18 protein-coding genes and 1 pseudogene are annotated in these 23,076 nt (G+C 72.9%); 12 read left to right on the top strand and 7 right to left on the bottom strand.

Translation table 11 applies throughout. The features are described 5' to 3' along the window. Window positions 1-15 precede the first annotated feature (15 nt). The gene (locus tag AB0E62_RS06465) at window positions 16-1,245 is read right to left on the bottom strand and encodes a hypothetical protein (protein ID WP_362188946.1); all 1,230 of its coding nucleotides are present in this window, start codon (window positions 1,243-1,245) and stop codon (window positions 16-18) included. A 330-nt stretch (window positions 1,246-1,575) separates the two neighbouring features. On the opposite strand from AB0E62_RS06465, the gene AB0E62_RS06460 reads away from it, so the two are divergent. From AB0E62_RS06460 to AB0E62_RS06425, 8 genes and pseudogenes are all read left to right on the top strand, one after another. Next, window positions 1,576-2,433, top strand: coding sequence for a sugar phosphate isomerase/epimerase family protein (locus tag AB0E62_RS06460; protein WP_362188943.1), 858 nt, complete (start codon window positions 1,576-1,578; stop codon window positions 2,431-2,433). Next, on the top strand, window positions 2,430-3,365 hold the full coding sequence (locus AB0E62_RS06455) for a Gfo/Idh/MocA family oxidoreductase (protein ID WP_362188940.1): 936 nt from the start codon (window positions 2,430-2,432) through the stop codon (window positions 3,363-3,365). The genes AB0E62_RS06460 and AB0E62_RS06455 overlap by 4 nt, the downstream gene beginning before the upstream one ends. Continuing rightward, window positions 3,313-4,539, top strand: coding sequence for a methionine adenosyltransferase (locus AB0E62_RS06450; protein WP_362188937.1), 1,227 nt, complete (start codon window positions 3,313-3,315; stop codon window positions 4,537-4,539). Before AB0E62_RS06455 ends, AB0E62_RS06450 begins: the two co-directional genes overlap by 53 nt. After that, complete coding sequence (locus AB0E62_RS06445) at window positions 4,536-5,414, top strand: hypothetical protein (protein WP_362188934.1); 879 nt, start codon at window positions 4,536-4,538, stop codon at window positions 5,412-5,414. The genes AB0E62_RS06450 and AB0E62_RS06445 overlap by 4 nt, the downstream gene beginning before the upstream one ends. Beyond that, window positions 5,411-6,469 carry a hypothetical protein gene (locus AB0E62_RS06440; RefSeq protein ID WP_362188931.1) on the top strand — a complete coding sequence of 353 codons (1,059 nt, stop codon included), beginning with the start codon at window positions 5,411-5,413 and terminating at the stop codon, window positions 6,467-6,469. Before AB0E62_RS06445 ends, AB0E62_RS06440 begins: the two co-directional genes overlap by 4 nt. Continuing rightward, window positions 6,466-7,194 (top strand): coenzyme F420-0:L-glutamate ligase, encoded by a 729-nt coding sequence (locus AB0E62_RS06435; protein WP_362188928.1) that lies wholly within the window; start codon window positions 6,466-6,468, stop codon window positions 7,192-7,194. Before AB0E62_RS06440 ends, AB0E62_RS06435 begins: the two co-directional genes overlap by 4 nt. 232 nt (window positions 7,195-7,426) lie before the next feature. After that, window positions 7,427-7,843: pseudogene (locus tag AB0E62_RS06430) on the top strand (YdcF family protein); the annotation flags it as partial. A gap of 11 nt (window positions 7,844-7,854) precedes the next feature. Further along, complete coding sequence (locus AB0E62_RS06425; protein WP_362188925.1) at window positions 7,855-8,181, top strand: hypothetical protein; 327 nt, start codon at window positions 7,855-7,857, stop codon at window positions 8,179-8,181. 958 nt (window positions 8,182-9,139) lie between these two features. Here AB0E62_RS06425 and AB0E62_RS06420 read toward each other — a convergent pair. Next, window positions 9,140-9,847 (bottom strand): CBM20 domain-containing protein, encoded by a 708-nt coding sequence (locus tag AB0E62_RS06420; protein ID WP_362188922.1) that lies wholly within the window; start codon window positions 9,845-9,847, stop codon window positions 9,140-9,142. Window positions 9,848-10,401: 554 nt separating this feature from the next. Between AB0E62_RS06420 and AB0E62_RS06415 the strand changes: the two genes are divergently transcribed. Next, complete coding sequence (locus tag AB0E62_RS06415) at window positions 10,402-10,917, top strand: hypothetical protein (protein WP_362188920.1); 516 nt, start codon at window positions 10,402-10,404, stop codon at window positions 10,915-10,917. Window positions 10,918-11,051: 134 nt separating this feature from the next. Here the strand turns inward: AB0E62_RS06415 and AB0E62_RS06410 are convergent, their stop codons facing one another. Continuing rightward, a complete protein-coding gene (locus AB0E62_RS06410) occupies window positions 11,052-13,850 on the bottom strand; it encodes a LuxR C-terminal-related transcriptional regulator (RefSeq protein WP_362188918.1) in 2,799 nt (932 codons plus the stop codon). Window positions 13,851-14,045: 195 nt separating this feature from the next. On the opposite strand from AB0E62_RS06410, the gene AB0E62_RS06405 reads away from it, so the two are divergent. Further along, on the top strand, window positions 14,046-14,732 hold the full coding sequence (locus AB0E62_RS06405; RefSeq protein WP_362188916.1) for an alpha/beta fold hydrolase: 687 nt from the start codon (window positions 14,046-14,048) through the stop codon (window positions 14,730-14,732). 272 nt (window positions 14,733-15,004) lie between these two features. On the opposite strand, the gene AB0E62_RS06400 is transcribed toward AB0E62_RS06405, so the two are convergent. Then, window positions 15,005-15,208, bottom strand: a complete 204-nt coding sequence (locus tag AB0E62_RS06400; protein ID WP_362188913.1) for a hypothetical protein — start codon at window positions 15,206-15,208, stop codon at window positions 15,005-15,007. 654 nt (window positions 15,209-15,862) lie between these two features. On the opposite strand from AB0E62_RS06400, the gene AB0E62_RS06395 reads away from it, so the two are divergent. Both AB0E62_RS06395 and AB0E62_RS06390 read left to right on the top strand, forming a co-directional pair. After that, window positions 15,863-16,537, top strand: coding sequence for a lytic polysaccharide monooxygenase (locus AB0E62_RS06395; RefSeq protein ID WP_362188911.1), 675 nt, complete (start codon window positions 15,863-15,865; stop codon window positions 16,535-16,537). 119 nt (window positions 16,538-16,656) lie between these two features. After that, complete coding sequence (locus AB0E62_RS06390) at window positions 16,657-17,850, top strand: cellulose-binding domain-containing protein (RefSeq protein WP_362188908.1); 1,194 nt, start codon at window positions 16,657-16,659, stop codon at window positions 17,848-17,850. A 160-nt stretch (window positions 17,851-18,010) separates the two neighbouring features. Here AB0E62_RS06390 and AB0E62_RS06385 read toward each other — a convergent pair whose 3' ends face one another. The 3 genes from AB0E62_RS06385 to AB0E62_RS06375 form a co-directional block, all read right to left on the bottom strand. Beyond that, complete coding sequence (locus AB0E62_RS06385; protein WP_362189179.1) at window positions 18,011-19,402, bottom strand: TQXA domain-containing protein; 1,392 nt, start codon at window positions 19,400-19,402, stop codon at window positions 18,011-18,013. 287 nt (window positions 19,403-19,689) lie between these two features. Further along, window positions 19,690-20,166 (bottom strand): single-stranded DNA-binding protein, encoded by a 477-nt coding sequence (locus AB0E62_RS06380; RefSeq protein WP_362188905.1) that lies wholly within the window; start codon window positions 20,164-20,166, stop codon window positions 19,690-19,692. A gap of 399 nt (window positions 20,167-20,565) precedes the next feature. After that, entirely contained in the window at window positions 20,566-23,073 is a 2,508-nt protein-coding gene (locus AB0E62_RS06375) for a GTPase (protein WP_362188902.1), read from the bottom strand. Window positions 23,074-23,076 lie beyond the last annotated feature (3 nt).

Here is a 23,076-nt window from a genome sequence, read left to right as displayed (position 1 = left end):
CCGAGGCCGGGACCGTCACGCTCTCCATCCGGGGCCCGGAGCGCACTGCCCCGCGTTGAACCGGTTCTGGGTCGGCTGTCCGACCGCGTAGCGGGCGGTGTTGTCCAGGCGGGTGGTGAAGTTGCCCGCCGGGTCCCGGGTGAGCAGGAGCAGGGGCTCGGTGGCTGCCAGGTCGGGGGTGTCGGTGATGCCGCCGACTTTGCGGGTGGCGGTGACGGCGACGAGGTCACCGCCGGAGGCTGCGGTGTCGAGGTACGCGGCGTTACGACGGCCGCGCTCCCCGTTGAGCAGGCACTTGGCGGCGCCGAGGACGCCGAGGGTGAGGCAGCCGCCGATCAGGACCACGGTGGTTCCCTGGTCCAGGGTGAGGCGGGTGATCACGCTCAGGTCGGCCAGCAGTTCGCCCTCGGGTGCCCACAGAGGGGCCAGGCGGATGCCTTGGCCGTCGGAGAAGGTGATGGCCGGATCCGGGGGCGGGGTGAAGCGGTAGGGCAGGTGGGGGCTGAACTCGGCGTACGCGGAGTTGCGGTCCGGGGCGCCCAGGATGATCAGGCTGTCGGGTTCGGCGTTGTAGTACTCGCCGGGGTGGAAGTCGCGGATGGTGGCCGAGGGGAAGCCCTGGGCCAGGTGGACGCGGACGTAGAACAGCGCGTCCAGGTCGGCGAAGCCGGCGTATCTGGCGTACAGCGGGTCGCTGGGGTGTTGCCTGGGCCGGTCGGTGACGGGGAGGGCGGAGCAGATCACGTCCACGCGGGAGCCGGTGGTGATGCCGAAGAACCGGCTCGTCCCGTCGTCCGGGGCCGTCCCGGTGGCGGGGGTGGCGCTGGCCGGTGTGGGTGTCTCGGTGACGTAGCTGCCGTCGGAGATGAGCAGGGCGAGTGTGTCCAGTGCCTGTCCAGCGTGGCGACGTACGGTCTTGGCCGAGCAGCCCAGCACTCGAGCGAGGGATTCCTGCCGCTCGGTCAGCGTCGGCCAGGAGTGCTCACCCAACAGGTTGAAGTCCACGGCGGCATAGCGACGCTCGTGCGGGGTCAGCGCGTCGATCGCCCTGCGCAATGCGGCCACCAGGCGTGTGGTCTCGCTCGCCGTGTGGGACAGCGTCGGGGTCCGGGCGAGCAGAAGCGTCTTCAGAGGAACGCTGAGCGCGGTGACGGCTCCGGGGTGGCCGAGAGCGGGGCCTTGGCGGAGCCGCAACAACTCGGCACGGACTTCCTCCGGGGAGAGCCGCGTCGGGGGAGTGGCCATGTGTCCAACAGACGGCCAGCGGGCGGAATCGGCCCTGTTTTTGGGGCAGTTGGCGGGATGTCCCGCCAAAGGGGTGCGTGGGGATGGTAGGGGCCTTCCTTCTCACCGCTGGAGGTGAAGATGCACGTCGCCGTCGTGCCGGCTCCCGCTCGGGGGCCGCAGCCCCCGCCCCCTCCACCACCCCCTCCTCCGTCTCCGCCGGCCCCGCCGCCTCCGGGCGGTGGCAACTGAGGTCACCGCTGACTGACAGCCCCTGGGCGCTCGGTGCCGGACGGAAGAACGCCGGCACCGGGCCTCCCCCCACCCATGCCACCGAAGGAGATGACGGCCGTGAACCGAACGCCGACCAGCACTCTCGTGCTCAACCCCGACGAACTCGGCCCCGACCCGGTGCCGGGCATGGACCTGGCGGTGAAGCTGGGCATCGGGCATCTGGAGATCCGCTCGGCCGAGGGCGCCAACGCCGTGACGCTGCCCGCCGACCGGCTGCGGCACATCCGAGCCCTGGCCGACGAGCGCGGCCTGAGGGTGGCGGCGCTTGCCTCACCGCTGTGGAAGTGGTGCCGTCCCGAAGCCACGCCAGGGAGAGTCGACACCTTCGGCTTCCCCACCCAGGTCCCGCCCGATGACCGCCTGGGCTGGATCGAGCGGGCCATCGAGGCCGCGCGCATCCTCGGTGCCCCGGTCGTGCGGATCTTCTCCCACTTGCGCGTCGAGCCCGGGTTAACCGAGCAGCTGCTCGGTGACCCGCTGCTGGCGAAGGCCCTGGAAGCGGCTGCCACGGCCGGGGTGCGGTTGCTGCTGGAGAACGAGCCGGTGTGCACCGTCGCCCACGCCGAACCGCTCCTTCAGGTCTTGGAGCGCTACAGCGGGCAGGGTCTGGGGCTGTGGCTGGACGTGGCGAACCTCCATGAAGTCGGCCAGGCCACCCGCGGCACGGTGAAGGCCCTGGCCCCCTACGTGGGGTACGTGCACGTCAAGGACTACCAGCCCACCGACGGCGGCGGCCGGTCCTTCTGCCCGGCCGGGGAGGGCGTGGTGCCGTACGACCAGGTGCTCCCGTTGCTGCACGCCGTTCACCCGGCGCTGCCGTACGCGCTGGAGACCCACGTGCGCGACGCCCCCGCCAAGGCGCTCACAGCGGGTGCCGCGTTCTTGCGCTCGGCCGTCCCAGGAGGTGTCGCGTGAAGCGGGTGCTGCTGGCCGGGGCCGGGGAGGTCGGTGCCAAGCACCTCGCTGCCCTCGCCGGCACGCCTGGCGTGATGGTCGCGGGGGTCGCCGACCCTGCCCCGCGCACCGACGTCCCGAGGGGCGTTCCGGTGTTCGCCTCCTGGCGGGCGGCATTGAAGTCGCTGGCGCCGGACCTCGTAGTGGTGGCCACCCCACCCGGGGCCGCCCTGACCGTAGCCCGGGACGCCGCCCGGGCCGGGGCCATGGTGCTCGTGGAGAAGCCCGTCACCACCGACCCCGCCGTCCTGACACCTCGGCCGGGTGACGAGCGGATCTTCGTCGCGTTCCAGCCGCACTTCGCCCCTGGCCTCGATCATCTGCTCACCTGGCCACCGGCCGTCGTACGCGCGGACGTGATGCTGGCCGTGCGACGCGATCCCGGCTACTTCCGCGGCTGGCGTCGTACCTACGCGACCGCCGGCGGAGTGCTGCACCAGCAGGCCATCCATGGCCTGGCACTCGCCCTGCGGATCCTCCCCGGCGACGTCGAGACGGTCGACGCAGAGGTCGCGCACCACCGGGGCCTGGCCGAGACCGAGGACCGAGTCACAGCCGTCGTCACCTTGACCGGCGGGACCGCGGTGCACATCGACGCACGCGTGGACCACTCCGGCCCGGCGGCCCACGAACTGGCCCTCCATCTCGCCGACGAACGCCTCCTTCGGGTACGCGGCCGGAACCTCGAAGCCGGACTCGGCACCCCGGCCACCGCTCCCACTCATGAGGAACTGCGGCGCGCTATGTACGCCGCAGTTCTGGACGCCGCCGACGGGCGTCCGCCCCATCCCTGCCTGTTCCCGCTGACGGCGCTGCGGCGCCCGCTGGAGGTGATCGACCGTGTCTACCGTGACGCCCGCGTCGTACGGGTTACGGACTCCGCTGCCGCATGAACTGCCCGTCGAGGTCGTCGAACGCAAGGGCATCGGCCACCCCGACACCCTCGCCGACGGCATCGCCGAACTCGCCTCCATCCGCTACAGCCGGCACTGTCTGGACGTGGCGGGGGCGGTACTGCACCACAACCTGGACAAGGTCGCCGTACTCGGCGGCCGGGCCGCGTTCACCGACACCGACGGCGTCTACGACCGGCCGTTGCGGGTCGTGTTCGGCGGCCGGATCTCCACCACCTTCGCCGGGCACCCGCTGCCGGTGCGGGACATCCTGGAACAGGCGGCCGTCGACCACCTGCGCACCGCGCTGCCGGGCTTCGACCGCGTGAGGCTGGAGGTCCGGCACGAGACGACCGACTCCTCCAAGTTCCCGCACTGGTTCGCCCCACGATCGCTGGAGGATCTGCCGGAGCGGCCCCGGGCGTTCTCCAACGACACCGCCTACCTCGTCGGCTCCGCCCCGCGCACGGCCACCGAGACCGTGGTGCTGCTGGCCGAGGCGTGGTTCCGCCGCCTGCCCTGGGCGGGCAGCGACATCAAGGCCCTCGCCGTCCGCGACGGCGCGACCTGGACGGTGACCGTGTGCGTGCCCGCTCTGGCCGGACAGCTGACCGGCGCGGCCGAATTCGACGACGCGGTCACCGCCGCGGCCGGCGAACTGACCGAGCTGCTGGCCGAACGGCTGCCGGGCAGGGCGACGGTGGTGTGCAACACCCGCGGCAGCCGCACCGGCCCGATCTCCGGCCAGTACTTCACGCTCTCCGGATCGGCCGTCGACTACGGCGAGGACGGGCTGGTCGGCCGGGGCAACGCCCGCACGGGAGTGATCAGCGGCGCCCACCTCGCGGGCAATGAGGCCACCTTCGGGAAGAACCCGGCCTACCACGTCGGAAAGGTGGGCGGATGGCTCGCCGATACCGCCGCCCGCACGGTGGCCGCCGAGTTCGGCCCGTGCCGCACCGGGCTGCTGTGGCGCAACGGCGCCGCGTACGACGACCCGGCATCGATCGAGATCACCACCGCCCACCAGGCACCGCCCGGGGCGACGGAGGAACTGGTGCGGGCCACGCTGTCCCAGACCGACTGGATGGATGACCTGCTGGCCGGTCGCTACCTGCCCACCATCGAACCGGTCGAGGATCTGCTGGTTGAACTGGAACGGGCTGCCGGATGACCGCGCACCGACTCACCACCGGCCACGTCTCGGCCCTCCTATTACTGCCCGAGGCACTGGACACCGCGCCCGCGCAGGCCGCCGACCGGTCCCTGCCCGGCGGCTGGACCCTGGAGGCGGCGCCGGACACCAAGGCGGCGGCCGACGTCGAGATCACCACAGGAGCGGCGGCCGTCACCATCGAGCAGGACACCGTACGCCTGCGACTTCCCGCCGCCGCGGCCACCTCGGACACCCTGGCGTACGCCACCTACACCGCGACCGAACGCATCCGCCAGCAGCAGCACAAGGTCACCGTGCACGCCACCGCCCTGATCGCATCCGACGGACAGGCGGTCCTGCTGATCGGAGCGAAGGGCGCCGGCAAGACGTCCACCGCGATCGCCCTCGCGGCCCGCGGCTGGACCCACGCGGGTGACGACCTGGTCGTCCTCGGCGAGTGGGGGGACGGCGGCCTTGCGGTGTGGCCGGGGAAGCCCACCGCAGCCATCCGCGACCCGACCCGACCCCTCGCGCCCAAGTTCCGCCACCTTCTGGAGCCGTTCGCCACCGGCCCGGCTTCACTGGCGAGGGTCGTGCGCGTGGCTGTCCACCCGGCTCTTGCGCAAGCGTCGATGACGCCCGCAGTGCCGTTCTCGGTGAATGAGCGGCTGCGGCTGCACGAGATGTTGGCCCGCTACATCTCCGGCCTGCCCACGCCGGTGACCGGCGTCTCGGGAGCGCCGTACGGCCCGGTGTGGCCGCTGGACACCCCCGCCCTGGCCCGCTGGCGCAGTCACCTCATCACCGCGCTCGCGGGCTGCCGTTTCGACTACCTGCACGCCCCCGACGACGAGACGGCCGCCGACCTGCTGACCGAAGAGGGGACCACATGAAGGCTGCCGCGATCCTGCCCAGCCGCAACGAGCCGGCCACCATCGGCGCCGTCACCACCGCCGTCGACACCGCCCTCGGCAACGTGCCGGCGGTCATCGTCAACGCCGACTCCTCCGACACGCCGAACACCACCGAGAACTTCGCCGCGACCGGCACCCGGGCGAAGAAGGTGCCGCTGGCGGGCCTTACGCGGGGCAAGGGCACCCAGATCCTGGCCGCCGCCCGCCGTCCGGAACTCGCCGACGCCGAGGTGCTACTGATCGCGGACACCGACACCCGCAACCCCGACCCCACCGTCTACGCCGCCCTGCTGGACCACGTACGGGCCGGAGCCGCCCTGGCGATCGCCGACTACCCGAGGTACTGGGACGAAGCCAACCTCACCAATCACCTCGCCCGGCCCTTGATCGCCGCCACCACTGGCCACGACATACCCCAGCCCATCGCAGGCGACCTGGCCCTGTCCCGCCAGGCGCTCGCTGCTGGCCTCCGCGCCGTCGAAGCCCTGCCACGGGAACTGTCGGAACGCGTGGACGGTTACGGCATCGACGCGTTCCTCCTGCTCACCGCCACTGCCATCGGGCCCCTCGCCTCCGTACGGATCGACAAGCCCAAGCAGCACGCCGGCTCCTTCCCTCACCTCCCGGCCATCTACCACCAGGTCGTCCCCGTCCTGCTGCATCTGACCGCGACGCGGACGCCACCGCCCGTACCGCCGGGCGGTGAAGCGACCGTGTACCGCGTTTCTCATCGCGCGGTCGAGCCCGGCCGCCTCCAGACCATGCTCACCACGCTGGAGAGCCTTGGCCAACACCCAGACGGATACGATGAACGCCCGTGGCCACAGCCCGCCGTAGACGCCTGGCACGCCGTGCGCTCCGGGGTTCCAGTGGTCAAAGCGACCCGCCGACTGTGGCCGCATTACCTCCGCCGCGTGGCCGACTGGCTCACCACCGGACAGTACGCCGCGCCCCGGCAGCGGGCCGAGATACTCGCCACTGCGCACACCCGCCTGCACACCGCCGTCCTCACCGCCGCAGGAGCCCGCCGATGACCGCCGCCCCGACCTCAGACTTCTCCGCCTTTGCCCTGGAGCCCTTCCCCGAACTCCAGCCGGGCGACGATCTCGCCGGCACCATCATCGGTGTCCTCAGCCGCACCGGCACCGAACTGCGTGACGGAGACATCGTCGTCGTCGCCAGCAAAGCCGTGTCCGTGGCGGAGAAGCGGTACGTCGACCTGGCCGACGTCACCCCCGGCCCCGAGGCACTCGCCCTGTCCGCCAAGACAGGCAAGCCCGCCGAGATCGTGCAACTGATCCTCGACTCCTCCACCGAGCACTTCCTGGCCACCGAGAAGGGGCCGATCATCGCCCGCCACACGCTCGGCTACCAGCTCACCTCCGCCGGGATCGACCGGGCCGGCACCGAAGGCGCCTGGCTGCTGCCCGCAGAACCCGACGCCTCCGCCCGCTCCCTGCGCGACGCCCTGACTACCTATTCCGGCGCCACCGTCGCCGTGGTCATCGCGGACTCCGACGGCCGCGCCGACAGGCGCGGCGCCACCGTCATCTCCATCGGCGCGGCAGGCGTGGCGCCCCTCCGGGTGACGGAGCACGGCGGCAAACGGCAGGAGGAGACCTTCACCGACCTCATCGCCGCGGCATCTGGCATCATCCTCGGCCAGCGCGGACGGGGCGCCCCGGTCGCGGTCCTGCGCGGCATCGCGTACGACCCCAGCGACGAGGGCGTGGCCGCGATGCTCCACCACAGGTCGTGAACCGAAGAAGCGCTCGTCGCTCTCGGCCTTGTATGGACCAGCCGCTCTCGCCAGCGCTGCGCTGCCTACCAGTTCGCGACTCGGGCGCGGCGGCTGCGAACCGCGCCCTCGGAACCTGGGTGGCCCGGAACGATGGGCTGTCCGTCCTCGATCAGGCGCCGCAGGTGGCCCGGCAGTACGGGCTGAGCCACCAGCTGCGCAGCATCGAGGGCATCCGGAAAGGCCAGCAGGGATGAGCCAGGGAGTGCCAGTGCCGCAGCACGAGCAGCGCCAGATCACCGACGAGCAGTTCCACGACGCGACGCTGATCTGGAACTACCACCAGATGGGCCACGAACAGCGGCCCTGCTCGGCGGCGATCGGCCTGGGAAGCCACGATCTCGGAGTGGCGACCACGACCGCCGGTCTCTACCGCGCCGGCCTGTTCCCGGTCCTGGTCTTCAGCGGCGGCAACAGCCCCACGACCCGTGCCCGCTTCCCACGCGGCGAAGCCGTCCACTACCGCGAGCACGCGCTGAACCTGGGCGTGCCGGACGAGGCGATCCTGGTCGAGCCGAAGGCCGCGAACACCGGGCAGAACATCACCTTCTCGCAGGAGCTGCTGGCCGAGGCCGGCATCGCGGTCGAGTCGCTACTGCTGATCTCAAGGGCTCCTTGCCCGTGGCCGGCGAGGTCGCCGAGGCGAACCCGACCCTGGGCCAAAGCCTGGATTCGATCAACGACGACTCCCACGGCGACGGCCGGCTGATCCGGCTCCGCACGGACGACGCGATGGCGAACGGCCTCCTCAGTGCCGACGAGTACGCCGAGTACATCGCGGAAGACTCGACTGTTCACGGCGATCACTGGGCCCGCGAGCGAGTGGGTGAGGGGCTCCTGTCCGTGGACGGGGCGAGCGCCGGGGGCGCCCCGGCGCCGGTCGTGGCAGTGACGCCCTCCGGGAAGAGAGAGCCCGCCCCTCCCTCTTGGACGACCTCTATTGGATGAGGTCCGGCACCCAACGGCAGTCCGCGAACGGAAGCTAGGAGTGGTCCGCACCGTCCTCGATCTCCGTTGCTGGACGAGGGCCGGCCCATCACGTGGCCCTGGACGCAGCCGCATCCGGCTTCGCGTACGCGACTTCACACGAACCCGGCCCGCTCGTGGCGCGGATCACGCGAAATCGATCGCACGATGCGAGATAGCCCGGGACTGCATGGCTCTCAACTGCCACGCAAGGCCCCTCGGCCCCGCCCGTTCGCCTCGACTTGGGGCACGCGAAGGGCACGCCGCCCCCGAATTGGACTAGACAACAAACAAACCCCAGGCCGCTAACCTGGGGTTTCTCTGGAGCGGGTGACGAGAATCGAACTCGCGCTCTCAGCTTGGGAAGCTCGGGCTCTCGGTAGCCGGCTGCTCGGCTGAACCGCGGCGGAGCGGGCGCGGGGCCTGACTGACCGGCGGCCCGGTCCCCACCGTTCCCCGTGGTGCCCCGCGCGATCCGGCACGGGTCCGGCACGGGCGCTGCCGTCCGTTCTGTGCGTCCGCCGTGAGCCACGGACTGCCCTCAGGTGGTCGCAGCCCGCAAGAACCGTCCGGAGAAGCACCCCGTCACCGCCGACGGGCGGAATGCGGCCGGCACCCGCTAGGTGCGCGGTCTCCCAAGTGCCAGGAGCCCGTCGTCGATGTCGGCCGTGGATCTCAGGGTCCGGCGATGCGAACCGTGACGAGCGGTCGTTGAGGCCGGCTGGGCTGCCCCAGGGAGTCATGACCTGATCCAAGGTCAGCGTGCTCGGGCGGGTGACGCTCGTGCTCCCGCACGCCCTGGTCCACCGGCCGGCCGGTCAGGCCCCTGCGGCCTGCGGGCTGCGCTGCCGGTCCGACCCGGGCACCGGCTCGGACGGGTCGGCGCCGGCCGGGTGTCCCGGGCCCCTGGGGCATGACGTGGGCCGCGGGCGCCGGGGCGTCAGCGCCAGACGTCGTTGAGCGTCACGGTGCCGGCGGACGTGACGAAGACGGTGCGGTTGTCACCGTTCTCCCAGGTGACGGTGCCGTCGGGGTTCTTCTTCAGGTACTTGTACTGCACGGCGGTGCCGGGCGGCAGCTGGTGGGTGCCGGCCCACACCGGATAGGTGGCGGAGTCGGTGGTCAGGGGAAGGGCCTTGGCCGGGTCCCAGGCGCCGAGGTCGGCGACGTTGCCCGAGACGTAGAGGTTCTGGCCCCAGGTGGTGGTGGCGGTGACGTGGAAGGCTGCCTGCACGGGGGCGACGTTCCAACGGTCGTCGTTGCCCGGCCCGTCAGGGGAGACGGTAAAGGTCCGGTTGGGAATGCTTTCCCAGGTCACAGTGCCGGCGGGGGAACGCTTGATGTACTTGTACTGCACCGTGAGGCCGGCGGGCAGCCGGACGCTGGCCGACCAGTGCGGGTAGGCGCTCGCTGTGGTGCCCAGGGGGACGGCCGCTGCCGGGTCCCAGGCACCCAGTTGCGGGGCGCTGCCGGTCACCAGGAGCGTCTCCCCTCCGGTGGTGGCCTGCACGCCGAAGGCGACGGAGACGTCCTGTGCCGTGGTGGCCCGGGCCCGGGGGGCGGTGACCACGAGCAGGCCGGCGAGGAGCACGCCGAGCATGAGGACCGACCGCCAGGCGGACGGAACCCGATGACGTATCGAGGACATGTCACCCCTTGTGTGGTGGGAAGCGGCCACGGACGCCGCTGCGGAAGGAGGCAGGCCCGGGCCCGCCGTCCGCGCTCATCTCAACACAAGTTGAAGCGACTCGGCGCCTGAAGGTGTCTCATATGTTCAACGAGGCATGTGATTTGGTCGCCGAGCGCGAATACACCAGACTTTTCATTAAAAGATTGAACAGAAAGGCGGCTGTCCAGGGAAACGGCTCTCCGCCTGGCCGACCGGCTGCGGAGGCCTTGCAGAGTTGCTCGGTGCTGCTCGGTACCGACGTCCGCAGGCCACCTCACGGCTCCGGCCCGGCTCCGCGGACGTCATCCCGCCCCTTGCGCAAGTTGACGCAAAAGCTTTCATGCGGCCGGCCGGGGAGACGCGAGGTCCTCCCCGCCATCACACGAGGCGCGGCGGCCGACGGCTCCTCACCGTCTCCGGTCACATCAGCCCTGCCCGGAAGCCGGGCACGCACCGGAGGGTCGCCCGGCCGGAGGACGCTTCGCCGGGTGCGCCAAGTGGCGCGGGTGCTGCGCCAGGGTGATCGTGAGGACATGGCTGACTCCCCGGCGGTCGGCACGGCACCGCCCCGGCACCAGGACACGCGGGAGACCGTTCTCTTCGGCGGGGTCTACGGCGCCGTCCTCGCCAGCTCGATGGTCGCGGCGCTCACCCAGTACGGGCACACCTCCGCCGACGTCCGCGGCTACGACGCCGCGTGGGTGCTCGTGACCGGGTGCGCCTCCGCCCTCGCCCACGGCTACGCCCACTACATCGCCGAACGCACCCCGCACCGCCGGGGGGACGCCCTGCTCGCGCTGCGCAACGAGTGGCCGCTCGTCGCGGCCGTGCTGCCCACGGTCTTCCTGCTCGCGGGCGCACGATGGGGGTGGTTGCCCGCGAAGGGTGTCGAGTACGCGGCGTTCGTCCTCAACATCGTCATCCTGTTCGGTCTCGGCCTCCTCACCGCCCGCTGGTCGGCGCGCCGCTGGCCGGCGGCCGTCCTCGTCGGTCTGGGCGACGCGCTGCTGGGGCTGATCGTGGTGGTGGCGAACGCCTTGATCAAGTAGCCGATCCGGTCGCCGGCCGGCCATGGACTGCCGAACGCGGAGTGCGGGCCCCGGCGAGGCGGTCGAGGACGAGCGCCCTGGCCGCCGCACGGTGCTCCGCGATCGGGAGTTGAGCCGAGCGAGTCCCCCTTCCCCTACCGGAAGTGCGCGGCCAGTTCGACGCGGGAGCGCACGCCGAGCCGGGTGAAGATGTTCCTGAGGTGGTACTCGACGGTTCGGATGCTGACCATCAGCACGTCGGCGATCTCCTGGTTGGTCGCGCCCCGGGCGACCAGCTCGCAGATCCGCGTCTGCTGTGGTGTCAGTTCCGCGCCCGTACCGTGCCCGCCTTCGCCGGGCCGGACGGGCGCCTGCACGCGCGCGCCGGTGGCCCGGAGTTCCTCGGTGGCCCGCCGGGCCCAGGACGCGGCACCGTACTGCTGGAAAATCTGTACCGCTTCACGCAGCAGCTCGCGTGCCGGACGGGGCCTGCGGGCGCGCCGCAGCCGATGGGCGTGGAACAGCTCGGTCTTCGCCAACTCCAGTACGGCGCCGTCCTGTCGGTGGAGCCGGGCGGCATGCCGGAACTGCGCGTCGGCCGCCGCGTCGTCGGACTCCAGCAGCGCGTGGCAGCGGTGGGCCAGGGCCAGCCGGGCGGCGCTCGTCCCGCCGGCCGCCCAGGCGTGGTAAGAGCGCAGTGCTTCCGCCGCCTTGGCACGCCGGTCGCACCGCACCGCGGCCTCGACGAAGTGCGGTGTGGCCAGTTGGCGGATGACCAGGTCCGTCTGGTTGCCCACGGCGGTATGGGCCATGCCCGCCAGCCGGGTCAGCGCGTCGGCGGGCCGGTTGTCGGCGAGATCGGCGCAGGCGGATGCCCAGCGGCCGAACGCGGCCGGTCGGCCCAGCCCCCACATGGACACCTGATGTGTGATGGACCGCAGCCTGACCGCCGTGTCGTTCCCGTCACCCCGCAGCGCGGACACCAGCGCGAGCACCGCCAGGTGATCCACGGCGAGGTTGCGCTGCCCCGTCTGGCGGGCCAGCCGCAGCCCGTCCAGAGCCGCTTCCTCGGCCGCCGCGCAGCGGTCGGTCAGCAACGCGGCCAGCGCCTGGTGGACGAGCGCGGCGGGCACCAGGGAGAGCGCGCCCCTGTGCCGGGCCGACTCGGCCGCGGCGACGGCGAAGGCGTGGGCGCGGGCGGCGTCTCCCAGCGTGTAGGCGGCCTGCCCGGCCCACAGCGCGCAGTACGCGTCCGGGATTCCCTCGGCCAGCCGCATCACCCGCCGCAGCAGCCGCCCCGCCTCCCGGTGCCGGCCTTGGAAGGTGGCCGTCATCCCCGCGAAGTGGTCGACGACCAGCCGCGTGACGGGGGTGGCCTCCATACCTCCGCCGCGCCGCAGGGGTGCCGCCCGGCGTGCCAGCGCGAAATAGCCGGCGAAGTCACCGGCCAGGAAGGCGGCCTCACCGGCCAGCATCATCGCCCGCGCCGCAGACTCGTGGCTTTCGTCCAGGAACAGGCCGGCTGCCGTGGACAGTTGCCGGCACGCCTGCGCCGGCGCACCGTCGCGCAGCAGGCGTTCTCCCTCGACCAGGTTCCACAACGCACGCGTCCCCTCGGGCACGCCGTGCGGTGACACGCGGCACAGCAGGCTCCGGGCACGGATGTCCTCCCCGGCGAGGAAGGCGTGCCGGGCCGCCAGCGTCAGCCACCGCTCGCGAAGGTGTCGCCGTGGCGCGAAGTCGGCCGCCTCCTCCAGCACTTCCCCGGCCGCGTGATGGCCGGCATCACCGACCGCCCGCTCCAGGTCCGCCGCGCCCTGCTCAGCGGGACCCGTACCGCAGGCCAGCCGGTGCAGCGCCCGGCACAGACCGGCCCGGCCGGGGTCGAGCACTTCGGCCAGCAGCCGGTGCGCGGCGTGGTGTGCCGCCAGCGGAATCTCCGCGCGCAGCACCTGGCGCAACAGCCGACCCGCGACCGCCGCCGTTCCGTCGTCGCTCAGCACGATCAGCCCGCCGGCGGACGCCGTGTCGACCGCGCCCGGGTGCCATCCCGCCCGGCGGGCGGCCGTACGCAGCACATCCGGGGCGAGGGGGCCGCCGACGAGGACGGTGGTGATCACCGCTCGGGCCCCGTCCGGCAGCTGCCGGAAACGGCGGGCGTGGTCGGCCCGCCACCTGCTGCCCGGTGGCAGGACGAGGGGGCCGCACCGGTCGTCCGCATGGGCAGCGGCCGCGAGTTCGGTCAGTGCCAGGGGATTGCCGGCCGCGAGAGCGAGCGCTTCCGCCTCGGTCTCCGGGCGCAGGCCGACCGCCCGGCCCGGGGGCGCCGCGTCCGCCAGCAGCCGGCGGGCCGCCGCGTCGTCCAGCGGCGACAGTGGCAGCGTGTCGATCCCGTCCAGTACCGCGAGGGCCGGATGCCCGGTGACCACGGTGAGCAGCAGGCCGACCCGCAGGGCCTCCACCCGACGGGCCAACAGCCCCAGTACGCACAGCGAGAGGTGGTCCAGCCGATGCGCGTCGTCCACGCACAACAGCACCGGCCGCCCGGCACCCGAGGCCTCCAGCGTCCGGCGCAGCGCCGATGCGACGGCGAGGACCGCCTCAGGCGGACACCGGCCCGCGAGGATCCCGGCCAGGATCTCCGCATCTCCCGCGGAGGGCGTCGGCGGGTCCGCGGTCAGTCGCAGCACCAGCCGCTGGCACCAAGCCCACGGCACCGCGCCCTCCGAGTCGACACCGTCGACGTGGTGCACGGTGCACCCGGCAGCCGCGCGCGCGGCAGCGGCCAGGAGCGCGGACCGCCCGCTGCCGAACTCACCCGACACCACCACGGCGGCTCCCCGCCCGGCGCCCAGCCCCTCGACCGCGTCGCGCAGTGTCCGTTGCGCCTGGGAACGGCCATGGAGGCGGCCCGGAACGCGGGACGCCGCGTCGCTGTCGCTGTCGCTGTCCATGACGGCAGTGTGGAACGGGAGTTGTCGAAACGGAAGGGAGTTGCCCACGTCCGCCGCCCCGCCACGGCGGTGTGCGACGCCACCGCGCCACGTGGATGACTGGTGGTTCCACCGGTCCACGACCGGTCCGGCCCGCGCACACTCCTTCCCGATCGTTCCCCTCAACCAGGGGAGCACGGAGAAGGGACTCACCCCATGCGACGCCTGCGCACCCTCTTGCTCGCCGTGCTCTCGGCCGTGGCGCTCGCCGCGTTCGGGACGTCAGGCGCCAGTGCCGCCGACGCGGCGACCAGCGCCCGCACCCCAGTGGTCTTCGTCCACGGCTTCACCGGCAACGCCACCCACTGGATCACCGCCGAGGCCGTGTTCCGGGCCGACGGCTACTCCGACAGAGAGCTGTTCGCCTACGAGTACAACTGGACGCAGTCCAACGCGATCAGCGCCGGCGGCCTGGCCGCGTACGTGCGGCAGGTCCTCGCCACCACCGGCGCACACCAGGTCGACATCGTCAACCACTCCATGGGCGGCCTGGTCAGCAACTGGTACGTCAAGAAGCTCGGCGGCCAGCCCTACGTCCGCCACCTCGCCTCCATCGCGGGCGCCAACCACGGCACCACCGCGGCAGGTGCCTGCCTGGTGAACCTGTCCTGCGTGGAGATGTTCCCCGGGTCCGCCTTCCTCGCCGCGCTCAACGCGGGCGACGAAACCCCGGGCAACACCCAGTACGCCACGTGGTACTCCCCGTGCGACGGCGTCATCCTCCCCTTCACCAGCACCCCGCTCGCAGGCGCCGCCAACCATCTGGTCCCCTGCCAGACCCACCTCGGATTCCTGGCCGACATACCGACCCTCCAGTCCGTCGAACGCTTCCTCATGAGCTGAGCCACCCGTCCCGGCGTCCGGTGGATCCCCGCGACGGGCCCAGCCGTACGAGGCCCTGTCGCCGCGGCCCGCGGGAGCTGCCCGGTGGCGACAGCACGGGAAAGGACATCAGGGCGTCGCCGTCGACGAGCCGGGACCCGGCGAGCCAGGACCCGGCGAGGCGGGGGTCAGCGAGGGCGTCTTGCGTCGACGGGCCGAGCAGCGCGAGCGACCCGCCGCCGCTGTCCGTCGCCGCCCGTACGAGCAGCGTGCGCAACTCGTCGAGGCGGTACTCACTCCCGCCGAGGCGGACAGGGGCGTCGGTTCAGCTCGCCGAAGTCGGAGCCAGCGTCGAAGTCGGAGCCGGAGCCGGAGCCGGCGTCGGCGCCGAGCGGCACGTGCCCGTCGACATTGCGGGCGTACAGGTGCACGAGCAGCGGTTGACATCGCTCACCGACCTCGAGGCACTGACCGACGAACACACCGAAGCCGGACAAGCCCCCGGGCAACCCCGTGGCCGGCAGCGCCGGGCACGGACAGGACTCCAGCCCAGCCCCTCGGGCGGGGAGCCGGGTGACAGGCGCCGGAGACGAACGGCCGCCCGCACCCGATCCGGTCGGGGCCGACCGGCCGTCGCTCAACAACCGCGTCACCCGCGCCGGGCCATCGTTCCTCGCGCCTCGTCCTGGCCGCTCGCACGGCGCGCAGCGGACGGATGAACGACGACGCGACCGTCCCCCACCGGAACATGCGGTAGCACTTCGCCGCAGGTGCCGAGCGACGCCACCTTCCTCTCCGACAGTTCTCGTCTTGACGTGACGCCGTTCGTACGGAGCTACCGGGTCCCTTCTCTCCCGTCTCCCCCTCGGCGTGGCACCCCCTGATGCGCCTTCGCCCCCTCCCAACCGAAGCTGATTTCGCCACTTGTCTCCCACAGGCGGTCACCGACGGCTTACGGGCATCCGGCGGGGGCCGTGGCGTGCGGTTCGACGCTGTTTGTCGGCATTTGATCCACAGGTCGAACCTTCAGGTTTGGCGGAAACAAGGCGTTGCCGCCTTGTTCGGGGCCGCGCAGCCTGGAGGGCGCGGGAGCGCTCCCACGCATCCGGCACCCGCAGAGCGAAGACGTCCCCCACAGGAAGAAACCCGCAATGAATTGTCATGAGCATGTACATCGCCGCACCGGTCGTCGGCCGGCGCTCGTCCTGAGCACCCTCGTCGGCGTGCTGATCAGCCTGATCACCTGGGGCGGCACGGCCTCCGCGCACGGTTCGGTGATCGACCCCGCCTCCCGCAACTACGGCTGCTGGCAGCGCTGGGGCAGCGACTTCCAGAACCCGGCGATGGCCCAGCAGGACCCCATGTGCTGGCAGGCCTGGCAGGCCAACCCCAACGCCATGTGGAACTGGAACGGCCTGTACCGCAACGGTTCGGCCGGCAACTTCCAGGCCGTGATCCCCAACGGACAGCTGTGCAGCGGCGGCCAGACGGAAAGCGGCCGCTACAACGCCCTCGACGCCGTCGGCCCCTGGAAGACCACCGACATCAGCTCCAACTTCACCGTGAAGCTGTACGACCAGGCGAGCCACGGCGCCGACTACTTCCTGGTCTACGTCACCCGGCAGGGTTTCGACCCCACCACCCAGCCGCTGACCTGGCAGGACCTCCAGCTGGTCACCAAGACCGGCAAGTACGCGCCCAGCCAGAACTACTCGATCCCCGTCAGCACGTCCGGCTACACCGGCCGCCACGTCGTCTACACCATCTGGCAGGCCTCGCACATGGACCAGACCTACTTCCTGTGCAGTGACGTGAACTTCCGCTGACCCCGGCCGTCACCCGCCCGACCGCCCACCGGACGCGACCCGACGCCGACCGGGTCGCGCCCCCCATTTGGGAGCGCTCCCATACGAGAGGGGCCGCTCCCCTTCCCCAGGAGGCGTACATGCCCCTACTGCCCGCGCGGTGCCCGCGATGGGTGCGCACACCCTGGACGGCAGCCGTGGCCCTACTCGGGCTGGCGGTGTCCCTCCTGGCCGCCGCGCCCGCCAGCGGCGCCGGTACCGGGTCCGCCGCCGGATGCCGGGTCGACTACACCGTCAACGAGTGGTCCGGCGGCTACACCGCCCAGATCCGCGTGACCAACCTGGGCGCCGCGCTGAGCGCCTGGCGGCTGACCTGGACCTACGGCGGCGACCAGCACATCACCTCCGCCTGGAACGCCACCGTCACCCAGACCGGCCGCTCCGTGACCGCCGCCGGAACGGACTGGAACGCCGCCCTGCCCAGCGGCGGCGCCGCCGACTTCGGCGTGCAGGGCACCTGGCAGTCCGCCGACCCGGCACCCACCGACTTCAGCCTCAACGGCGTCTCCTGCGGCGGCGACGCCACCGAGCCCCCGACCACTCCGCCCACCACTCCGGGCACCCCCACACCCACCCAGCCGCCGGCCGGCTGCGGCGGCGCCGTCCTGTGCAGCGACTTCGAGAACCAGACCGGCACCTCCCCGTCCGGCGACTGGCGCTTCACCGCGCCCGACTGCCAGGGCACGGGCGCGGCCACCGTGGACACGGCCGTCGCGCACAGCGGCACCAAGTCGCTCCGGGTGGACGGCCGGGCCGGTTACTGCAACCACGCCTTCGTCGCCGCCACCACCGACCTGTCGACGGTCGGCCCGGTGCTGTACGTCCGTATGTGGGTGCGGCACACCACCGCGCTCCCCTCCTCCCATGTCACCTTCGTCTCCATGCCGGACAGCTCCCAGGGCGGCCGGGCGCTCAGGGTGGGCGGCCAGAACGGCGCCCTCCAGTGGAACCGGGAGAGCGACGACGCCACGCTCCCCGCCCAGAGCCCGGCCGGAGTGGCGCTGAGCAAGCCGCTGCCGACGGGCAGCTGGCAGTGCCTGCGGTTCGCCATCGACACCTCCGCGCCCAAACTGGACACCTGGCTGGGCGATCAGCAGGTGCCCGGCCTGCACGCCGACGGCGTACCGACGCAGGACATCGACCAGCAGTGGCTCTCCCGCACCACCCCGCCCCGGCCGACCGCGCTCCGGCTCGGCTGGGAGAGCTACGGCTCGGGTGACGACACCCTGTGGTTCGACGACGTGGCCGTCGGCTCGGCACCGATCGGCTGCTGAGAGGGGCGCCGGGTTCTCTCTTTCACCGGGAGCCCGGCCGCCGGGCTCCCAGCGGCCGGGCTCCCGGCGGTCGTTTCCCCGGCGGCCGGCTTCCCTGTCCGCCGTCCCTCTGCCGCCATCCCGGCCGCCATCCCTCGACCGCCGTCCTCACCCGGCGCTCTCACGCGTCCGGTGTCGTGTCCTTTCGGCGCAGGACGACCAGGACCCCGCCGCCGATCACGACCAGGCCTATGGCCACTCCGGTGATCAGGGGGGTGAGGGCGGAGGCGCCGGTCGCGGCCAGGTCGGTGGTCTGCGCGGCGCTGCCGCCGACCGAGGCGGGGCTGGGCGCGTTGGGAAGCTGGGCCACCGTCTGTGTCGTGACCGCGCCCTGGGTCTTGCAGTCCAGGACGCCGGTGAAGCGGTGGCTGAAGCCTTGGGAGCCGGTGATCGTGAAATCGTAGGCCTGGTCCTCCTGGAGCGGCACGGTCACCGTGCGGGTGGCGCCCGCGGGGATCGTGTGGCCGGCGCCCATCAGCTGGAAGGCGAACGGCTGGTCGCCGTTGTTGACGGCGGTGATGTCCACCCTGCCCTTGGCGCAGTTCTCGCGGGCCGACACCGCCGGTATCGGACCCTGGGAGGCCCAGCCGGCCGTCGCGGTGGCGGAGACGGTCGACTCGCTGGAGCCGGCCAGGATCTGCGTCTGGCTGCGGCTCTCGGAGGCGAAGGCCCGGCCCACGGGTACGGTCGTGGACGCCTGCACGGTCAGCTCGGCCGTGCTCGCCCCGCTGCCGAACGCGTCGGCCGAGTCCCCGGCCGGGTCCTCGGGGATGTCGAAGTACAGCCGGCTGCCGTTCTTCGCCGAGGTGATCGCCTTGCCCTTCTTGTCGACGATCCGCACTCCGCTGGTGGCCGCGTCGGCAGGCGGGCTCACCGTGACCGCGTTCGCGGTGGTGTGCACGGTGACCGGGCCGAGCCGGTGCCCCGGCCGGCCGGAGACCGCGGGCGGGTCCAGGGTGAGCGAGGCACGCGGCTCGCCGGCACCGCGGGCGCTCTTCTCCAGATAGTCGGCGAGCTTCTCGGCCTGCGGGTCGACGGCGTTCACGTCGGCGCCGTCGGAGTAGCGCCAGATGGCCACCTGGGTGCCGGCCGCGGCGTCCTGCTCGGTCAGCCCGTGCGTGCCCGCCTTCCGCGCCAGTGCGGCGAGATCGTTGACCTGGGGGTAGGAGTGCCGCAGTATCCAGCGGATCCGGCCCGCGTTCTTGTTGGTGCCCAGCGAGGTGCCGCTCCAGGGCGTCTCCTCGTATCTGGCGTCCCGCTGGGCCGGGTTGTGCAGGTCGACGCCGTACGTCTGGAGGGTGCCGCCGCCGTCCACGGACATCTCGAACAGGCCCGCCGAGACCCGCAGGTCGCCGCCGTCCTCGTGGATCACGGCCTCGCCGTAGGTCTTCAGACCGTTGTTCGTGGCCGTCGCCCCGCCCTCGGTCAGCGGTGTCCCGTCGGCCACCGCCGTACCGGCGCCGGACAGCACGCCGGCCGCCACGAGGCCGGACACCGTGGTGACGGCGGCCAGGCGGGCCGTACCGGTGGACCGGCGCAGCCCAGAGAGCGCAGCAAGCACAGAATTCCCCTTCGAGCAGGACCCGTTGGACGTGGGGGACGGTCCCACCAGCAGAAATCGGCAGCCCCTAGGGGCACGCCCGGCATCCTATGGATCATCGGGAGCCCGACCCGCCGGTCGGATGATCGGACGGCCGATCCGATCCGTAATCGTTATCGCGAAGGCCGTCCGTGAGCTGGTCATATCGACAAATCCACCGGTTGAGGCCACTGGCGGCTCGCCATCGGCAGCGTGTGACGTCACGTCACGGACGCCGCGTGCGGGGCCTGTTGGTCCGCTTCGTCGTCGGAGGGTGCCGGTGGGCGCGGTGTCTCCCAGTCGGGTTCCGGGCGGGCCGCCGCGGGTGGTGCGTCCGGCCTGGCCGCGCGCTGGAAGAGTGCCGTACCACGGGCCAGGTCATGGCCGATCGCCACCGCGTCGATGTCGGCGGAGGCCCACGGCTGCTGCCCCTCCCGTGTCTCCGTGCGGACCTTCAGCCGGCCCTGGACGAGGACCGGCTGGCCCACCTCCACGCATGCCGCCACGTTCACCGCGAGCTGGCGGTTGGCCCACACCGTGAAGAAGTTGGTGTGCCCGTCGGTCCAGGCGCTCTTCTCCCGGTCCCAGTAACGCGCGGTCACCGCCAGCCGGAACCGGGCCGACGGACCCGCCACCGACTCCCGGTAGACCGGCTGGGTCGCCACGTTGCCCACCACACAGACGATGGTCTCGTTCATGACTCGCTCCCCTCCCCCGCCCGCGCGCTACCGGCCGGGCGGACACACGTACGGGCCCGTCCCGTACGGCTGCGTCTGCCGTGCCGGTGCGTACGTCCGCCGTACGCACCGGCACCTGCCGCCGACCGCTCGCGCCGCCCGCCGCCTGTGCGGCCGGGCCCCGCGGTGCGATCGCCGTGGCCTCAGACTGCCTCCGCCGGGCCGAGCCCGCTGAGCGCTGTGGACGGCCGCCCGCCTGTGAACAACTCCGTCACCCGCGCGGGTGAACCCCGCCCCCGCCCCCCGGTCCACCCCTGGCCCCCCGGTCCGCCTCCGTCCCCGGTCCATCCTCGGCCCCCGGTCCACCCTCGACCCCCGGTCCGCCCCCGTCCCCCGGTCCGCCCCCGTCCCCCGGTCCGCTCACACCACCCCGGCCCTGCTCCGGGCGACCCTCCCGTACTGCTCCCGTACCTCCCGGTACCGCAGCAGCTCCGCCGCCACCGGATCGAGCACCCGGGCCCGGCCGCAGCTCGCCGCCGCCTCCCGCAGCCGCCGTTCCGCCTCCTGGCCGTAGCGCCGTGCGGGCCCCCGGGCGGCCATCCGGCACCCCCACTCCACCAGTGGCCCGCCGACGATCCCGCACACCATCAACAGCACCGGTACGCCCAGGTTGGGCGCCATCAGCCCGGCGATCTGCCCCGCGAGCCAGCCGCCGCCCACGATCTGCAGCAGGGTCATCGCGGCCTGGACCAGTACCGCCACCGGCCACCAGCCCGGCCGGGGCGGGCGGCCCGGCGGCAGCCCGGCCCGCGCGGACAGCGCGTCCAGCGCCTCGGACAGCCCCTGCGAGCCGCGTGCGGCCGCCTCGCGCACCGCCTGCGCCCAGGGCGCGGGCAGCCCGGCCGAGGCCCGGTCGGCGACCGTGCGGACCGCCTGTTCCACCCGCTGGCGAGCCGTGGCCTCCTCGTCGGCCTGGGTACGGACCGCGTGCCGGCCCGTCGTGGAGTCGCCACGGCCCTGGTACCAGCGCCACAGCCGCAGCCAGGGCGTGCCGCAGGCCCGGTTGGCGTTGCGCAGCCAGGCGCGTTCGGCGGCCTCCCCCGCCGCGGTGGCGCCCACCGCGTCCGCGAGCCGCGCGGCGAACTCCTCGCGCGCCTGCTCGGTGAGGCCGGCCCGCCGCCGGGTGGCGTACACGGGCCGCAGTCCGGCCGCGGCGGCGTCCAGGTCGGCCGCCACCCGGCGGGCCGCCGCGCCGCGCTCCGCGACGAACTGACCGAGCGAATCGCGGAGTTCGTCGACTCCCTCGCCGGTGAGCGCGGAGATCGCGAGGACGGTGGCGCCCGGCTCGCCGTGCTCGCCCAGCGCGATGCCGTCCTCGTCGAGCAGCCGCCGCAGGTCGTCCAGGACCTGGTCGGCGGCGTCCCCGGGCAGCCGGTCCACCTGGTTGAGGACGATGAACATGACCTCCGCGTGACCGGCCATGGGCCGCAGATAGCGCTCGTGCAGCATGGCGTCGGCGTACTTCTCGGGGTCGACCACCCAGATGACCGCGTCGACCAGCTTCAGGATCCGGTCGACCTGTTCACGGTGCTGTACGGCGGCGGAGTCGTGATCGGGCAGGTCGACCAGGACCAGCCCGCGCAACTGCCCCTCGTTGTCCGGGCCGTGCAGAGGACGGCGGCGCAGCCGGCCGGGGATGCCCAGCCGGTCGATGAGGCTCGCCGCGCCGTCGCTCCAACTGCACGCGATGGGCGCGGCGGTGGTGGGGCGGCGTACGCCGGTCTCCGAGATGGCCACCCCGGCGAGCGCGTTGAACAGCTGGGACTTGCCGCTGCCGGTCGCGCCGGCCAGGGCGACGACGGTGTGCCGGCCGGACAGCTTGCGGCGGGCGGCGGCCTCGTCCAGGACCCGGCCCGCCTCGGCCAGCGTGTGACGGTCCAGCCGGGTGCGGGAGAGCCCGACGAGTTCCCGCAGGGCGTTCAGCCGGGAGCGCAGCGGGCCGTCGTACGCCAGCGGGACAGGCACGTGAGCGCCCGGCCCGCGGTGCGGCTGCTCCCCCGTGGAGCCGCGTTCGGCGGCGGAGGCGGATTCGCTGACGCGGCGGGCGATGAGTCCGTCGTCCCACGCCTCCTGGGCGGCGCCGCCGGGTTCACCGTCCGGGACGGGGGCGGTGGCGGCGGTCGTCCTGGGGGGCGTGGCACCGGACGTGGGGTGGGGCTTCGGGGACTGGGCGGCGTGGGGGTGGGGGCGGGGTACCGAGACGGCTTGCGCGGCGCCACGCTCGCGTGCGGAACGATCGGCATCACGCTCGCGTGCGGAACGATCGGCGCCACGCTCGCGTGCGGAGCGATCGGCGTCACGGTCGCGTGCGGAGCGATCGGCGTCACGCTCGCGTGCGGAACGATCGGCATCACGCTCGCGTGCGGTGTCACGGTTGTGCTCGCGGCCACGGTTGTGCTCGGGGTCGGTGTCATGGCCCCGGCCCCGGTCACGGTCGCCGTCCTCGTCGCGTACGCGCGCGGGACGCTCGCGGCCGGTGTCCGGGCTGCCCTCGGCGTTCCCGGCCGGCACGCGCGCGTGCAGGACACCGGTATCGTCCCTGCCGCCGTGCTTCTGGCGCCCGGCACCGTCGCCGCCACCGCCCTGCTCATGACCGGTGCCGTCGCCGCCGCCGTCCCCGGCACCCGTGTCGTCGCCCCGTCCCTCGGGGCGGCCACCGCTGCCGGAGCCGTCGTCCCCGGGGCCCTCCTTGTCGGGGCCCGGACGCGCGTGCGCGAGGCCGCCGGCGCGTTCGGTGCCGTCCAGGGCGCCCGCGCCGGCGCGTCCGCCGTGCTCCAGGGTCCCGGTGTCGCCGCTCCCGCTGCCGCTGCCGGTGCGCCTCATGTGGTCGGTGTGCTCCGTGTGGTCCTGGTCAGTGACGGCGGTCACCGG

Origin of the sequence: Streptomyces sp. NPDC038707, from assembly GCF_040636485.1 — a bacterium.
Lineage (GTDB): Bacteria > Actinomycetota > Actinomycetes > Streptomycetales > Streptomycetaceae > Streptomyces.
Note: the sequence above shows the minus strand (reverse complement) of the source record. Positions and strands in the feature narration are given on the sequence as shown.

Coding starts and splice junctions, on each gene's coding strand:
- AB0E62_RS06465 (WP_362188946.1), bottom strand. CDS start 1,245: ATGGCCACTCCCCCGACGCGGCTCTCCCCGGAGGAAGTCCGTGCCGAG.
- AB0E62_RS06445 (WP_362188934.1), top strand. CDS start 4,536: ATGACCGCGCACCGACTCACCACCGGCCACGTCTCGGCCCTCCTATTA.
- AB0E62_RS06440 (WP_362188931.1), top strand. CDS start 5,411: ATGAAGGCTGCCGCGATCCTGCCCAGCCGCAACGAGCCGGCCACCATC.
- AB0E62_RS06435 (WP_362188928.1), top strand. CDS start 6,466: ATGACCGCCGCCCCGACCTCAGACTTCTCCGCCTTTGCCCTGGAGCCC.
- AB0E62_RS06420 (WP_362188922.1), bottom strand. CDS start 9,847: ATGTCCTCGATACGTCATCGGGTTCCGTCCGCCTGGCGGTCGGTCCTC.
- AB0E62_RS06415 (WP_362188920.1), top strand. CDS start 10,402: ATGGCTGACTCCCCGGCGGTCGGCACGGCACCGCCCCGGCACCAGGAC.
- AB0E62_RS06410 (WP_362188918.1), bottom strand. CDS start 13,850: ATGGACAGCGACAGCGACAGCGACGCGGCGTCCCGCGTTCCGGGCCGC.
- AB0E62_RS06405 (WP_362188916.1), top strand. CDS start 14,046: ATGCGACGCCTGCGCACCCTCTTGCTCGCCGTGCTCTCGGCCGTGGCG.
- AB0E62_RS06395 (WP_362188911.1), top strand. CDS start 15,863: ATGAATTGTCATGAGCATGTACATCGCCGCACCGGTCGTCGGCCGGCG.
- AB0E62_RS06390 (WP_362188908.1), top strand. CDS start 16,657: ATGCCCCTACTGCCCGCGCGGTGCCCGCGATGGGTGCGCACACCCTGG.
- AB0E62_RS06380 (WP_362188905.1), bottom strand. CDS start 20,166: ATGAACGAGACCATCGTCTGTGTGGTGGGCAACGTGGCGACCCAGCCG.